Genomic DNA, 15,125 nt, shown 5'->3' on the forward strand with positions numbered 1-15,125 from the left:
AGCGGCTGACAACCCCTAATTATAAAATTTTTTTCAACCGCGCAAAATTCACACAAAAAATGATATTAAGCAGAATTTTTACACATGTTTTGTTTTTATATTCACCAATAACAAAAAGGCAGCCTGTTTGGCTGCCTTTTCAATGCGTCCTAATGACGCCTTAACGACCTATTACTGCTTAGCAATAATCTGATCGCCATCCACATCTAGCGTAATCGCTTTGCCCGGTATTAATTTGCCAGACAGGATCTGCTGAGCCAGCGGGTTCTCGATTTCTTGCTGGATCGCACGTTTGAGCGGACGCGCACCATATACCGGATCGAAGCCCGCTTTTGAAAGCTGTTCTAATGCGGCATCGGTGATCGTTACGCTGTAGCCTTTCTCTTCCAAACGTTGATACAGACGTTCCAACTGGATACGTGCAATTGCCTTGATGTTTTTCTGATCCAACGGATGGAACACAACGGTTTCATCTATACGGTTAATGAATTCAGGGCGGAAATGGTGTGATACCACACTCATGACCAACTCTTTCATTTCACCGTAATCAAGCTGACCGAAACGATCCTGAATCAAATCAGAGCCAAGGTTAGACGTCATAATAACCACAGTGTTGCGGAAATCGACAGTTCTCCCCTGCCCATCGGTCAGGCGTCCATCGTCTAATACCTGTAGCAAGATGTTGAAAACATCGGGATGCGCTTTTTCTACTTCATCTAATAAGATGACAGAATAAGGACGACGGCGTACGGCCTCCGTCAGATATCCACCTTCTTCATAGCCAACATATCCCGGAGGTGCACCCACTAAGCGTGACACCGAGTGTTTTTCCATGAATTCGGACATGTCGATACGAACCATTGCGTCATCGCTATCAAACAGGAAGTTTGCCAGCGCTTTGCACAGCTCAGTTTTACCCACCCCAGTAGGCCCCAAGAACAAGAAAGAACCTATTGGGCGATTTGGGTCTGACAAACCAGCACGGCTACGACGGATCGCATTCGAAACCGCTTCAACAGCTTCATTCTGACCAATCACGCGTTCATGGAGATCATCTTCCATGCGCAATAGTTTTGCACGTTCACTTTCCAACATGCGTGACACAGGGATCCCTGTCCAGCGTGCTAGCACCTCGGCGATTTCTACATCAGTCACTTTGTTACGCAGCAGCTTCATTGTCTTGCCTTCAGACTGAGTCGCAGCTTCTAGCTGTTTTTCTAAGTCAGGCAACTTACCGTACTGAATTTCAGACATCTTAGCCAAATCACCCACTCGGCGAGCCTGCTCAAGTGAGATCTTCGCCTGCTCGATTTCAGCTTTGATGTTTTGAGTACCGCTCAGAGACGCCTTTTCTGCTTTCCACTCTTCTTCCAGCTCTGAGTATTCCCGCTCTTTATGCTCTAACTCTTCGTTGAGCATCTCGAGGCGTTTTTTACTCGCGTCATCAGATTCTTTATTCAGCGCCTGCTGTTCCAGTTTGAGCTGAATAATGCGTCGTTCTAAGCGATCCAGCGATTCAGGCTTAGAATCCATCTGCATACGAATGCTTGATGCTGCTTCGTCAATCAAGTCAATTGCTTTATCCGGCAGTTGACGATCGGCAATATAACGGTGCGATAAGTTTGCCGCCGCAACAATAGCAGGATCAGTAATTTGTACATGATGGTGCAATTCATAACGTTCTTTCAAACCACGCAGAATCGCGATGGTATCTTCTACCGTTGGTTCAGCAACAAACACTTTTTGGAAACGACGCTCAAGCGCGGCATCTTTCTCAATATACTGGCGATACTCGTCCAGCGTGGTAGCACCGACGCAGTGTAATTCGCCGCGGGCCAACGCAGGTTTAAGCATATTACCCGCATCCATTGCGCCATCGCCTTTACCTGCCCCCACCATAGTGTGTAGTTCGTCGATAAACAGAATGACGCTGCCTTCCTGTTTAGACAAATCATTCAATACGGCTTTCAAACGCTCTTCAAACTCACCACGGAATTTGGCACCGGCAATTAACGAGCCCATATCCAGAGACAGAACACGTTTATTCTTTAGACCTTCAGGAACTTCACCGTTAACAATACGCTGTGCCAAACCTTCAACAATTGCGGTTTTACCCACACCCGGCTCACCAATCAGCACTGGGTTGTTTTTGGTACGGCGCTGTAAGACCTGAATAGTTCGACGAATTTCTTCATCACGGCCAATCACTGGGTCAAGTTTGCCCTGTTCGGCACGCTCAGTTAAATCAACAGTATATTTTTTCAATGCCTGACGTTGGTCTTCGGCATTTGCATCATCCACTTTCTCGCCTCCACGCATTTGTTCAATGGCGGTACTGACTTTTTGTGTTGTGGCACCCGCTGCTTTTAATATATCGCCAAGGTTTCCCCGGTCTTCTAATGCTGCCAATACAAACAGCTCAGAAGAAATGAAGGTGTCATTACGTTTTTGCGCCAGCTTGTCGCAAAGATTCAGCACGCGAATTAATTCATTTGATGGCTGAACATCCCCACCAGCCCCCTCTACCTGCGGCAAACGAGAGATAGCTTGTTCAAGCTCCTGACGCAGGTTTGCGGTATTCACACCCGCAGACGTTAATAAAGGTCGAACCGTGCCCCCTTCCTGATTGAGCAATGCACTCATCAGATGTACCGGTTCTATAAATTGGTTGTCGCGCCCAAGTGCGAGTGACTGGGCGTCAGCGAGGGCAAGCTGGAACTTACTTGTTAAGCGATCCAGACGCATAATTCCTCCAAGACGTGTCAAAGTTTCTACTGAAGAATAAATAAGGTCTACTCAACACTTTTCAAGGTCAATTAGCACGAAAATGACTACTTTTTGTTATGAGTCAAGTGGCAAACATTAAGTACAGTTTTTGGAAAGAGAATGTGAATGAAGAAAAAAAGCGTTAAAGAATAACGCTATCGAAACCAAATCAGTGCAGCCATTCGCCCAGTGACTGGCTCTCGGCGATATGAGAAAAAGCGGGACTTATCGCTCACGGTACATAAATCACCGCCAGAAATCTCGTGTACGCCCGCTCGGTGCAAACGCAAACGCGCTAATTGATAAATATCGGCTAGATATTTGTCCTCCCTAGCCACAAAGGCTTGTTCAGCATCGGCATCCTGCAACATGAATGCTTCACGCACTTCAGCGCCAACCTCAAACATTTCGGGACCGATAGCAGGGCCAAACCATGCAATAATATCTTCAGGTGCAGAGCGAAAACAGGCAAGAGTTTGCTCTAAGACACCCTGGCATAAACCACGCCAACCCGCATGTGCTGCGGCAACTTCTGTTCCCTGTCGATTACAAAATAAAACCGGCAAACAATCCGCCGTCATCACGGTGCAAACTTGCCCCGCCACATCAGTATAGGAGGCATCTGCCTGATTGTCCGTACGATCGCTGTCTGCATTCAGGCGCAAAACACGAACGCCGTGTACCTGTTCTAGCCAAAAAGGTTCAGATGGCGCGCCAGACATTTCAGTCAATAAGCGACGGTTTTCAGCAACAATCACCGCATCATCGCCAACATGAGTCCCCAGATTTAAACCATCATACGGGGGAAAGCTGACACCCCCCTTGCGGGAGGTGTTAAACGCGACGACATTTTCAGGCGCAGACCAAGTAGGAACGATCAGCGAACTCATAACCAATCCATTTCGTCTTTGAACTCTTCAGTATCAGCCTGCAACGCCGTGATTAAATCAACCATATCCTGAGGTAATGGCGCATGCCATTCCATTTGAATACCGCTGATAGGGTGATACAAACGTAACATTGTTGCGTGCAGAGCCTGACGATCAAAACCGCGCAAAATGGTGATGAACTCTTCAGATGCGCCTTTAGGTGGACGAGGACGGCCGCCATATAAAGGATCGCCCACCAGCGGGTGACTGATATGGGCCATATGCACACGGATTTGGTGAGTACGTCCCGTTTCTAGACGTAAGCGTAAACGCGTATGCGCACGGAAATGTTCCATAATGCGATAATGCGTTACCGCTGGTTTACCCATCGGGTGCACGGCCATATGTGTGCGTTTGGTTGGATGACGAGAAATAGGCTCTTCTACCGTCCCACCTGCCGTCATCGTGCCAATCGCCACCGCTTCATATTCACGCGTAATTTCACGCGCTTGTAGCGCCTCAACTAAACGAGTCTGTGCGGGAACTGTTTTAGCAACCACCATCAAGCCGGTGGTATCTTTATCCAATCGATGAACTATACCCGCACGCGGCACATCAACAATTTCCGGATAGTAATACAGCAACGCGTTAAGGATAGTTCCATCAGGATTACCGGCTCCTGGGTGAACAACTAAATCGCGCGGCTTATTGATCACCAAAATATCACTATCTTCATAAACGATATCTAATGGAATATTCTGCGGTTCCCAGCGTGCTTCTTCTTCAATTAGCGCATCAATAGCGATTTCTTCGCCACCCAGCACTTTTTCTTTTGGCTTGTTGATAATTTTCCCGTTAACCTTGACACGATCATCAAGGATCCACTCTTTTATACGAGATCGTGAATAATCAGGGAACAATTCGGCCAAAGCCTGATCTAAACGATGACCAAGCTGTGATTCCGTCACCGTTGCGGTTAGTTCTACTTGTTGTGCCATATGGGTTTCTTTCGTTAACGTTGGGTTTTCTCGGCGTTGCCGTTTAAAATAATGTGCTATTGTAGCTGGTCTTTGTCGGGAGCTTAACGGAGAGTCTCCCGGAACAACACAAAAAGGGTAATCAAAACGTCATGACGCGTATGAAATATCTGGTGGCTGCCGCCACGTTGAGCCTGGCGCTGGCAGGTTGCTCCAGTTCCAAAGATGCGGTACCTGATAATCCGCCTTCAGAAATTTATGCTACCGCTCAGCAAAAGTTGCAGGACGGTAACTTTAAAGCCGCAATTACGCAACTGGAAGCGTTAGACAACCGCTATCCGTTCGGGCCTTATTCTCAGCAGGTTCAGTTGGATCTGATCTACGCCTATTACAAATCGGCTGATTTGCCGATGGCACAGGCGTCTATCGACCGCTTCATGCGTTTGAATCCAACACATCCTAATATTGATTATGTCCTGTACATGCGCGGCCTAACTGATATGGCGTTGGATGACAGTGCGCTTCAGGGATTCTTCGGTATTGACCGTTCTGACCGCGATCCGGAGCATGCCCGTCAGGCATTCCGTGATTTTAGTCAGTTGGTTCAGCGCTATCCAAATAGTCAGTACAGCGCAGATGCCACCAAACGCCTCGTCTATCTGAAAGATCGTTTGGCAAAATATGAGCTGTCCGTTGCACAATACTACACTAAACGCGGTGCCTACGTCGCTGTTGTTAACCGTGTAGAAAATATGCTGCGTAACTATCCTGATACTCAAGCAACGCGTGATGCGCTGCCGTTGATGGAAAATGCGTACAAGCAGATGAACCTGACTGCTCAGGCCGACAAAGTCGCCAAAATTATTGCTGAGAACCCAGCAAAAGCGTAGTAGGTCAGATTAGTTGAATAGTAAAAAGGCAGCCAGTGGCTGCCTTTTTTGTATCTGCGAGATGCAATTGAAAAAACGAGAGACCAACCAAGTGATCTTTAGGCCGTAGCAAAGCCGGAGCCTAGCCGTTTTCTCTGTCCCGATTTCCCCACTATGCGGGCTCTTCTTGCCTGACTCAAGCTCTAAATCGCTTAGACTTATCAAAAATCACAAATCGACTTATCTTTGCAAAAAGTGACAAAAATTCGTGATTTTAGTCTCACACTTTGTTGAAAACGGCGTTATTCTAAAATTACCAAGACGGAAAAGACTGAGAGGTATGTATATGACTATTAGTATCACCAGTAAACAAATGGAAATCACCACTGCCATTCGTCAACATGTCGAGGACCGTCTAAGTAAACTGGAAAAATGGCAAACGCATCTGATCAATCCACATATCATTTTGTCTAAAGAGCCAAAACTGTATGTTGCCGATGCCACAATTAATACGCCTAACGGACAGTTGATTGCCAGCGCGAAACATGAAGATATGTACGCCGCCATCAACGAACTGATTGCTAAGCTCGAACGTCAGCTCAATAAGGTACAACACAAAGGTGAAGCACGTCGCGCTAGTGCCAGTGTTAAAGACGCTAACCTAGAAGAGGCTAATTTAGCGGAAGAAGACGTAGAATAAATCCATCATCCAGTGACTTATCGACTAAACGCGCCAGGAGGCGCGTTTTTTGTTGACAGCAGAAAAGTAACACAGGTAAGTTAACTAATGACTTCATAGCAAATTATGGTGCCCTGCATGACTCAATCTTTGTTTCTCTTCGCATTCCTTTTTACCTTCCCCTGATTGGGAGGCGTTTTTCCGTATAAAGAAAGCATGCGAAGAAAAACAGAAAAGCCTCCCAACTGGGAGGCTTTTTTCATTTTCATCCTATACAACATACAACCAGATCCAATATAAGAAAGGCTCGATATGACTACAGATAATCCATTATTGGCAATACGTGAGCAGATCAGCACCGTCGATAGCAAACTACTCGCGCTATTGAGCGAACGCCGAGAACTCGCAGCAGCGGTCGCCCGAGCCAAACAAAAAAGCCATCGCCCCATTAGAGATAAAGAGCGTGAGCGTGAGTTACTCAATTCGCTGACAGAACAAGGTAAGGCGCTCAATCTTGACAGCCATTACATCACTCGTCTGTTTCAACTCATTATCGAAGATTCCGTGTTAACTCAGCAGGCGCTGTTACAGCATCAATACAATCACACCACACAAAAGTCAGCACGAATTGCTTTTCTTGGTCCAAAAGGCTCCTACTCTCACCTCGCGGCTCGCCAGTATGCAGCTCGTCATTTCGAGCAGTTGATTGAATGTGGATGCCACCGTTTTCAAGATATCTTTAACCATGTTGAAACTGGTCAGGCGGACTTCGCCGTATTGCCGATTGAAAACACCAGTTCAGGCTCGATAAATGAAGTTTATGATCTGTTGCAACATACTAGTCTATCGATCGTTGGTGAATTAACGATACCGATCGATCACTGTATTCTCGTGGCTGGTGATACACATCTTATTGATATTAAAACAGTTTATAGCCATCCACAGCCATTCCAACAGTGCAGCCAATTTCTGAACGCGTATCCAAACTGGAAAATTGAGTACTGTGAAAGCACTGCAGCCGCAATGGAGAAAGTTGCTGCACTTAATTCGCCGCACGCCGCAGCGCTCGGTAGCGAAGCAGGCGGCTCATTGTATGGACTTCAACCGTTGGAACAGAATCTGGCGAATCAACAACAAAACATCACTCGTTTCATCGTTCTAGCGCGCAAAGCGATTGAAGTCACCTCTCAGGTTCCAGCTAAAACAACATTGATCATGGCTACCGGCCAGCAATCAGGTGCACTGGTTGAGGCGTTACTGGTATTCCGTGACCACAGTATCGTCATTACTAAGCTGGAGTCTCGCCCGATCAACGGTAACCCGTGGGAAGAGATGTTTTATCTGGATGTGCAGGCCAATATGAACGATGCAGCTATGAAAGCAGCATTGAAAGACCTACAGGCAATTACGCGTTCGCAAAAAATACTGGGATGTTACCCAAGCGAAAACGTGGTTCCAGTTTAATCTACGCTTGGTTCAAAATAACAAAGCCCGCATCTGCGGGCCTTTTTATTTCAAGTATTTAATACTTATTTACGGCTATCATTGGCCTGACGCAATAGCGAACGACTTTCTGCTTGGAAGTGCTGGGCATAATCGCCAAACCAGTGCTCTACTTTTTTAAAGCTATCGATAAACGCGGCTTTATCGTGGCTTTCTAATAGGGCTATCGCTTCCCCAAACCGCTTATAGTAGCGTTTTATAAGAGCTAGATTATTTTCCGACGACATAATGATATCTGCGTATAACTGCGGATCTTGCGCAAATAAGCGGCCAACCATCACCAGTTCCAATCGATAAATTGGAGATGACAACGCAAGCAGCTGTTCGAGCTGTACGTTCTCTTCAGCCAAATGCAAACCATAAGCAAACGTTGCGAAGTGGCGCAGCGCCTGAATAAACGCCATATTCTGATCGTGCTCAACGGCGCTAATACGATGCAGTCTCGCCCCCCAAACCTGCAGCTGTTCTAACAACCATTGATAAGCCTCAGGCTGACGACCATCGCAATACACGACAACCTGCTTAGCCAAGCTACCAACATCAGGGCCAAACATCGGATGCAGGCCCAGCACCGGTCCTTGGTGTGCAGCTAACATGGCCTGCAGCGGCTTATTTTTTACCGAGGCTAAATCTACGAGTACGCAATCATGAGGGAGCTGCGGTAGACGGTCAATCACCTGTTCAGTTAGATGAATTGGCACACTAACGATAACCATACCCGCATCCGCACATAACGATTCCGCTTGAGGCCAATCTTCCTGTTCAAGAATGCGAACCTCATAGCCAGAGAGCTGTAATAGCTTCTCAAATAAGCGCCCCATCTGTCCGTGCCCACCAACAATGACGACCGGACGCAAGTCCGGCTTCAGGCTTTTAAAACCTTTGTCATTCTCACTGGAGTAAGACTCACGCATGACTCGACGCAAAACGTCCTCGATCAGATCCGGCGGTACTCCTAGCAGTTCCGCCTCTTTACGGCGAGAAGCCAGCATCGACGCTTCACGTTCAGGAACATAAATCGGCAATCCATATCGACTTTTAACTTCGCCAACTTCAGCCACGAGTTGCAGACGGCGCGCCAATAGATCCAGCAACCCCTTATCCACTTCATCGATCTGATCCCGCAATGCGGTGAGTTCCGCCACCATGATACTTATTCTCCTGCGCTACGGCTGCGTAGTGTGGCACCTAATTTCTGATGCATATCACGCAGCAGGTGATCGGTTGTTCCCCAATCGATACAGGCGTCAGTGACTGAAACACCGTATTTCATTTCGCTGCGTGGTTGCTCTGAACTCTGGTTACCTTCAAAAATATTACTTTCAAGCATAATACCAATAATAGACTGATTACCTGCACTAATCTGTTCGATAACGGACTCAGCAACCGCAGATTGACGGCGGAAATCCTTATTCGAGTTGGCGTGGCTACAGTCGATCATCAGCGCTGGACGCAAACCCGCTTTTTGCATTTGGGCTTCACATTCAGCGACATGCTCAGCTGAGTAGTTTGGCGTTTTTCCACCACGGAGAATAACGTGACCGTGTGGGTTTCCTTGAGTTTGCAACAAACAAACTTGCCCAGATTGGTTGATACCGACAAAGCGATGGGCCATTGATGCTGCTTTCATCGCATTAATAGCGGTGCCCAAACTGCCGTCTGTACCATTCTTAAAGCCAACGGGCATTGATAAACCCGAAGCCATTTCACGGTGTGTTTGAGATTCGGTAGTACGCGCACCAATCGCAGACCAGCTAAACAGATCGCCCAAGAACTGTGGAGAATTCGGATCTAACGCTTCAGTTGCTAACGGCAACCCCATTTCAACCAAGCTCAAAAGAAGTTCGCGAGCTTTAATAAAACCGGTCTCTACATCAAATGAGCCATCCATGTGTGGATCATTAATCAATCCCTTCCAACCCACGGTGGTTCTTGGTTTTTCAAAGTACACACGCATCACGATATATAGCTGGTCACGCAACTCAGCTGAGATAGACTGCAAACGACGGGCATAATCAAGTGCAGCATCAGTATCATGAATAGAGCATGGTCCACAGACAACCAGCAAACGATGATCTTTACCTTCCAGAATATTCGCAATGTCCTGACGTGAGGCTGCAATTTGCTCTTGCAACTGCGTGCTCAATGGGAAGCGATTTTTTAATTCTTCTGGTGTAATCAGTATTTGTTCGCCGCTAATGTGCACATTATTCAGTGCGTCTTTTTGCATAATCATGATAGTACCTGCCCTTTTTTAGTGATGACGCTCGTGATGGTTTTAATCTTTACTGCTAGCGTGAGTGCGTCTGAGAACCACCATATCATGCCATGTAAACTTTTCAACCCGTTAGTGTAAAGAAATAATTACCGTAAACTTTACACTACACTTTTAAACAAAATTTGAGGCGACACGCAGTTTTGCCATTACCCTGAAGTGCCCGAGTTTAAGCATGGTAAAATGTGCATTACATCATGGAGGACACATGCTTAAAGTCATCATTGTTGACGACGAACAACCCGCACGAGACGAGCTTAACGAACTGCTATCGAACAAGCCGGGTATTGAAGTGATAGCACAGTGCGGGAACGCCTTGGAAGCCATTCCAGCTATCCACAAATTGCAGCCTGATGTGATCTTTCTCGATATCCAGATGCCAAGGATCAGTGGCCTAGAATTAGTTTCAATGCTTGATCCTGACACCATGCCTTACATCGTTTTTGTCACCGCTTTTGACGAGTATGCTATTCAGGCATTTGAGAAACATGCCTTCGACTACCTACTAAAGCCCATTGATAGCAGTCGGTTAAATAAGACACTTGAACGTCTACAGAAAGGTGCGATCGTAAAGCAAAACTTACACCCATTTAGCGAACCTCCGCTAAAGCACATTCCGTGTCATGGATTGAATCGTATTTTTCTACTTAAGCTAGAAGAAGTTGAGTACCTCTCCTCTGAGCTCAGTGGAATCCACGTGGTTGGTATAAACCAAAGTGGGTATACGCAGCTAACGCTGAAAACATTGGAGGAAAAAACACCGTTTGTACGCTGCCATCGCCAATATATGGTTAACGCCGATCAACTGCGTGAGATCCAACTGTTAGATAATGGCTCCGCTGAAGTTATCACGCATACGGGGAAAAAGATCCCTGTCAGCCGACGCTATCTAAAAAACTTAAAAGAGCGTTTAGGCATTACTTAGCAAATGTTCTTTACTATAGATAGGTGGCTATTTAATTCTTAATTTGACGCAAGGAGAAATAATGAATAAATATTTGCTGATTTCATGCCTTGTTCTTGCATCCTGTAGCCAATATCCCGGCAGAATTGATAAAGGCTCAGTGTGGTTCAACGCCGGTTTTGATGATGCGAGCTCGGGAAAAGTAGTACGCGATAACGACGCTCTGACAGAATGGTATGGGGATCCAGAAGTTGACCGCGCAGCCTATCTTGACGGCTATAACCACGGTGCTCACCGCTTATGCCAAGGTTCTGTCATTGAACAATGGGGTGCCCAAGGAAAGCCTTTCCCCGCCAGCTGTGATAGCGCCGTGAACATTGCCGAATTACGCCTTAAATGGCAGCAAGGATTAAACAAAACCTTTCCAAGATAGGGATACATACTAAAAATCAATATGCATTTTTAAATATGTACCACTATGTTTATTTAGATCAATTTTATTTGAAATTACTTTATATGTTTTTATAAACAGAGATCGCATTCGCAGAACAGCACATAAAGCTCATGGATATTAACCCCTAATACTTTTGGGTTAATATTAAAAAGGGATCTTATGATAACGCTACAGTTTGCGATAATTATACTTTGTTTGTTATTAGGGACGCGTTACGGCGGGATGGGACTTGGCCTCATCAGTGGGATTGGTCTTTTCTGCCTCACCTTTATTTTCGGCTTAGAGCCGGGGAAACCACCTGTAGAAGTTATTCTTACCATTCTGGCCGTGATCGGCTGTGCCTCTGTGTTACAAACCGCCGGTGGTTTGAACGTCATGATGCAGTTTGCCGAACGCCTGTTGCGTAAACACCCGCAGCACATCACTATTTTGGCACCGCTAACCACATGGACGCTGACCTTCTTATGTGGCACAGGACACGTGGTTTACACCATGTTCCCTATCATTTCTGATATCGCGCTTAAAAAAGGTATTCGCCCTGAGCGTCCGATGGCTGTTGCATCCGTTGCTTCACAGATGGCAATCACCGCATCACCCGTTTCCGTTGCAGTCGTCTCTCTAGTTTCTATTTTGGGAGCTGCCCATGGAATTGGTCACGCCTATAGCATTCTCGAAATCTTAGCTATCTCTGTTCCCGCCTCACTATGCGGCGTCATTGTAGCCGCGCTTTGGAGCCTACGCCGCGGCAAAGATCTGGATAAAGACCCTGAATTTCAGGCAAAAGTCAGTGACCCTAAACAGCGCGAATTCATCTATGGAAATAGCGAAACCTTACTAAATCAGAAATTTTCCAAGCATGCTTATTGGTCTACCTGGATTTTCTTCGCCGCGATTCTGGTGGTTGTGCTGCTGGGGGCATTCTCCGATCTGCGTCCGTCTTATGAAATCAAAGGCGTGATGAAACCTCTATCAATGAATCTGGTTATCCAGATGATGATGTTGATCGCAGGTGCCATCATATTGATGGCTTGCAAGGTTAAGCCTGCGGATATCTCCAGCGGCGCAGTTTTCAAAGCCGGTATGGTGGCGATATTCTCCGTCTTCGGTGTTGCATGGATGAGCGATACTTTCTTCCAAGCGCATATGCAGGACTTAAAAGTCGTTCTGGAAGATGTGGTTAAATCGCAGCCTTGGACTTACGCTATTGTGCTCTTTTTAGTTTCCAAATTAGTGAACAGCCAAGCAGCAGCATTAACGGCTATTGCTCCGATGGGGTTACAGCTCGGCGTTGATCCTAAAATGCTGATTGCATTCTTCCCAGCAGCCTATGGTTATTTTGTACTGCCAACGTATCCAAGCGATTTGGCCTGTATCGGTTTTGACCGCTCAGGCACAACGCGCATCGGCAAATTTATCATCAACCATAGCTTCATCATCCCAGGCTTTATTGGCGTAATCACGTCCTGCATCGTGGGCTACGCGCTCGTGACCTCTTTCATGTAAAAATTGGTTTGCCAGCCAGCGCTTGGTCCCTCAGGCGCTGGCTTTTTTATTCACTCAATCGCATATAAATAAAGTGCATAACTTAGTGGCGAAAACATAAAAAATAAGCTAAATGAACCAGTTCTGAGCCTGCAGACGACCCGCTATAATGTGACGCTTGTCAACTTTGGCATTATCTCGTTACTGGAACCATCATGCTTTCTACACGCGCATACCGCGCAATGCCCCTGTGCCTGTCTATTCTGTCAGCTTTAACTAGCTCAGCAGCTTTCGCCGATACCTCGCTATTCACGGCGATGGATGACCCTTCAACTGCGAAAAAAAGCTTTGATGGCAACGTTCAGGCGGGTTACAACTCTCAGTCAGGTAACTCCGAGAGTTCGAATCTGTTAGCGAATACAACGATGACCTGGTTTAACCCTGAAACGGCCTATAGCCTGTGGGGTACCGCGAATAACACCAAATCAGGCGATACTCGCTCCTCTGAAAAATACCAAGCGGGTGCTCGCTCACGCTATAACCTTAGCCCTGATAACTACATGTTCGGTCAGGGTAGCTGGCTTAATGACCGCTATGCTGGCTATGACTCGCGTTCTACCGGCACCTTAGGCTATGGCCGCCAAATGTTAGCGACGCCGTCACAAAACTTACGTGTAGAATTTGGTCCTGGCGTTCGCCACGATGAATACCACGGCGGTGGGCGTGAGACGCAAGCGTTAGCCTATGCTGCCGGTAACTATGCCTATCAGCTCACCAAAAACACTCAGTTCACCCAAGGCGTCTCCGTGATGGCCAACGATGACACCACGGTTAACTCAGAGACTGCGCTAAACGTAGGCATCAATGACGACTTCTCTTTGAGACTGTCATATAACATGGTTTACAACACTGAACCGCCAGCCAGTGCGCCGAAGAAGACTGATACATCAACGGCGATCACTCTGCAATATAACCTGTAGAATCAGCTCGTTTAAGCTATAGATAAGCCCGCTAAGTGCGGGCTTTTTTGTATTCGCCTTGCAAAAACAAGACAAAAAAAGGGGTTAGCATTGAGCTAACCCCTTTAAAACTAATAACGTTTGGATGTTGCTTACGCTTTAGCGCCCAGACGCTCTTTGATACGAGCTGATTTACCGGTACGCTCACGCAGGTAGTACAGTTTAGCTTTACGAACGGCACCACGACGTTTAACAGTAATGCTGTCGATTACTGGTGAATGAGTCTGGAATACACGCTCAACACCTTCGCCGTTAGAAATCTTACGAACAGTGAATGCAGAGTGCAGACCGCGGTTACGGATAGCGATAACCACGCCCTCGAATGCCTGCAGACGTTTTTTAGAACCTTCAACGACCCATACCTTAACTTCCAGAGAATCACCTGGACGGAATGCAGGTACGTCTTGCTTCATCTGCTCTTGTTCGATCTGTTTAATAATGTTGCTCATAATATGTCTCTTACCCTAGGTAAACTGATATATCGGGTCGTTCAGCCTTGTTAAACAAGTCTCTTAAACGTTCCCTTCATGGTCTTGCTGTTCTAGACGATATTCCTTACGGAACTCGGCTAACAGCTTCGCTTGCTCGTCAGTCAGAGCTAGGCTTTCTAGAAGTTCAGGTCTTCTAAGCCAGGTACGGCCCAGCGACTGCTTCAAGCGCCAGCGACGAATCTCTGCATGATTTCCCGACAGTAAAACTGGCGGTACCGCCATGCCTTCTAACACTTCAGGGCGGGTAAAGTGCGGACAATCCAGAAGCCCGTCAGCGAATGAATCTTCCTCTGCTGAAGCTTGATGACCCAGAACTCCCGGAATAAACCGTGAGACAGAATCAATCAGCGTCATGGCAGGAAGCTCACCGCCGCTGAGTACGTAATCGCCGATTGACCATTCTTCATCAATTTCGGTTTGAATCACGCGCTCATCAATACCTTCATACCGGCCACAAACTAGAATCAACTTCTCATTTGTTGCCAGTTCGCAAACCCCTTGCTGGTCAAGTTTGCGACCCTGCGGCGAGAGATAGATCACTTTCGCCCCTTCGCCTGCCGCTGCTTTTGCAGCGTGGATAGCTTCCCGTAAAGGTTGCACCATCATCAACATTCCCGGACCTCCGCCGTAAGGGCGATCGTCAACGGTACGATGTCGATCGTGCGTGAAATCGCGAGGACTCCAGCACTGCACGCTTAGCAGGCCATTTTTAACAGCCCGGCTAGTTACCCCGTAATCAGTGATTGCGCGGAACATCTCAGGAAACAGGCTAACTATACCGATCCACATAACTCAATCCACATAGCGCCATACCCTTTCAACAACGGATGCTACACG

The 15,125-nt window shown here is 46.9% G+C and carries 14 protein-coding genes and 1 other annotated feature; of the genes, 7 read left to right on the top strand and 7 right to left on the bottom strand.

Features of this window, described 5'->3' with window-relative positions; all coding sequences use genetic code 11:
* Positions 1-171: 171 nt before the first annotated feature.
* From clpB to rluD, 3 genes are all read right to left on the bottom strand, one after another.
* A complete protein-coding gene (clpB, locus tag M988_RS16025; RefSeq protein WP_008815173.1) occupies positions 172-2,745 on the bottom strand; it encodes an ATP-dependent chaperone ClpB in 2,574 nt (857 codons plus the stop codon).
* A 176-nt stretch (positions 2,746-2,921) separates the two neighbouring features.
* Entirely contained in the window at positions 2,922-3,656 is a 735-nt protein-coding gene (gene yfiH / locus M988_RS16030) for a purine nucleoside phosphorylase YfiH (protein ID WP_008815172.1), read from the bottom strand.
* Positions 3,653-4,633 carry a 23S rRNA pseudouridine(1911/1915/1917) synthase RluD gene (gene rluD, locus M988_RS16035; protein WP_004090568.1) on the bottom strand — a complete coding sequence of 327 codons (981 nt, stop codon included), beginning with the start codon at positions 4,631-4,633 and terminating at the stop codon, positions 3,653-3,655. Before rluD ends, yfiH begins: the two co-directional genes overlap by 4 nt.
* A gap of 131 nt (positions 4,634-4,764) precedes the next feature.
* On the opposite strand from rluD, the gene bamD reads away from it, so the two are divergent.
* The 3 genes from bamD to pheA all read left to right on the top strand — a co-directional run bounded on the left by bamD (position 4,765) and on the right by pheA (position 7,624).
* Positions 4,765-5,502: an outer membrane protein assembly factor BamD gene (bamD, locus tag M988_RS16040; RefSeq protein ID WP_008815171.1), complete on the top strand. Its 738-nt coding sequence runs from the start codon at positions 4,765-4,767 to the stop codon at positions 5,500-5,502.
* A 325-nt stretch (positions 5,503-5,827) separates the two neighbouring features.
* On the top strand, positions 5,828-6,181 hold the full coding sequence (gene raiA / locus M988_RS16045) for a ribosome-associated translation inhibitor RaiA (RefSeq protein ID WP_008815170.1): 354 nt from the start codon (positions 5,828-5,830) through the stop codon (positions 6,179-6,181).
* A 116-nt stretch (positions 6,182-6,297) separates the two neighbouring features.
* Positions 6,298-6,423: a sequence feature (Phe leader region), on the top strand.
* A gap of 49 nt (positions 6,424-6,472) precedes the next feature.
* Positions 6,473-7,624 carry a bifunctional chorismate mutase/prephenate dehydratase gene (gene pheA, locus M988_RS16050; RefSeq protein ID WP_039188320.1) on the top strand — a complete coding sequence of 384 codons (1,152 nt, stop codon included), beginning with the start codon at positions 6,473-6,475 and terminating at the stop codon, positions 7,622-7,624.
* A gap of 65 nt (positions 7,625-7,689) precedes the next feature.
* Here the strand turns inward: pheA and tyrA are convergent, their stop codons facing one another.
* A complete protein-coding gene (gene tyrA, locus M988_RS16055; protein WP_008815168.1) occupies positions 7,690-8,811 on the bottom strand; it encodes a bifunctional chorismate mutase/prephenate dehydrogenase in 1,122 nt (373 codons plus the stop codon).
* Between the two features lie 5 nt (positions 8,812-8,816).
* The gene (locus tag M988_RS16060; RefSeq protein ID WP_035502516.1) at positions 8,817-9,893 is read right to left on the bottom strand and encodes a 3-deoxy-7-phosphoheptulonate synthase; all 1,077 of its coding nucleotides are present in this window, start codon (positions 9,891-9,893) and stop codon (positions 8,817-8,819) included.
* A 253-nt stretch (positions 9,894-10,146) separates the two neighbouring features.
* On the opposite strand from M988_RS16060, the gene btsR reads away from it, so the two are divergent.
* From btsR to M988_RS16080, 4 genes are all read left to right on the top strand, one after another.
* Positions 10,147-10,863 (top strand): two-component system response regulator BtsR, encoded by a 717-nt coding sequence (gene btsR, locus M988_RS16065; RefSeq protein WP_008815167.1) that lies wholly within the window; start codon positions 10,147-10,149, stop codon positions 10,861-10,863.
* Positions 10,864-10,924: 61 nt separating this feature from the next.
* A complete protein-coding gene (locus M988_RS16070) occupies positions 10,925-11,275 on the top strand; it encodes a DUF2799 domain-containing protein (RefSeq protein ID WP_008815166.1) in 351 nt (116 codons plus the stop codon).
* Positions 11,276-11,455: 180 nt separating this feature from the next.
* Entirely contained in the window at positions 11,456-12,799 is a 1,344-nt protein-coding gene (locus M988_RS16075) for an anaerobic C4-dicarboxylate transporter (protein WP_008815165.1), read from the top strand.
* Positions 12,800-12,993: 194 nt separating this feature from the next.
* Positions 12,994-13,758: a DUF481 domain-containing protein gene (locus tag M988_RS16080; RefSeq protein WP_008815164.1), complete on the top strand. Its 765-nt coding sequence runs from the start codon at positions 12,994-12,996 to the stop codon at positions 13,756-13,758.
* A gap of 131 nt (positions 13,759-13,889) precedes the next feature.
* On the opposite strand, the gene rplS is transcribed toward M988_RS16080, so the two are convergent.
* A complete protein-coding gene (gene rplS / locus M988_RS16085) occupies positions 13,890-14,246 on the bottom strand; it encodes a 50S ribosomal protein L19 (RefSeq protein WP_004090612.1) in 357 nt (118 codons plus the stop codon).
* A gap of 63 nt (positions 14,247-14,309) precedes the next feature.
* Positions 14,310-15,077, bottom strand: a complete 768-nt coding sequence (gene trmD / locus M988_RS16090; protein ID WP_008815163.1) for a tRNA (guanosine(37)-N1)-methyltransferase TrmD — start codon at positions 15,075-15,077, stop codon at positions 14,310-14,312.
* Positions 15,078-15,125: the final 48 nt, after the last annotated feature.

The sequence above is a fragment of the Hafnia paralvei ATCC 29927 genome, assembly GCF_001655005.1.
Classification (GTDB): Bacteria; Pseudomonadota; Gammaproteobacteria; order Enterobacterales; family Enterobacteriaceae; genus Hafnia; species Hafnia paralvei.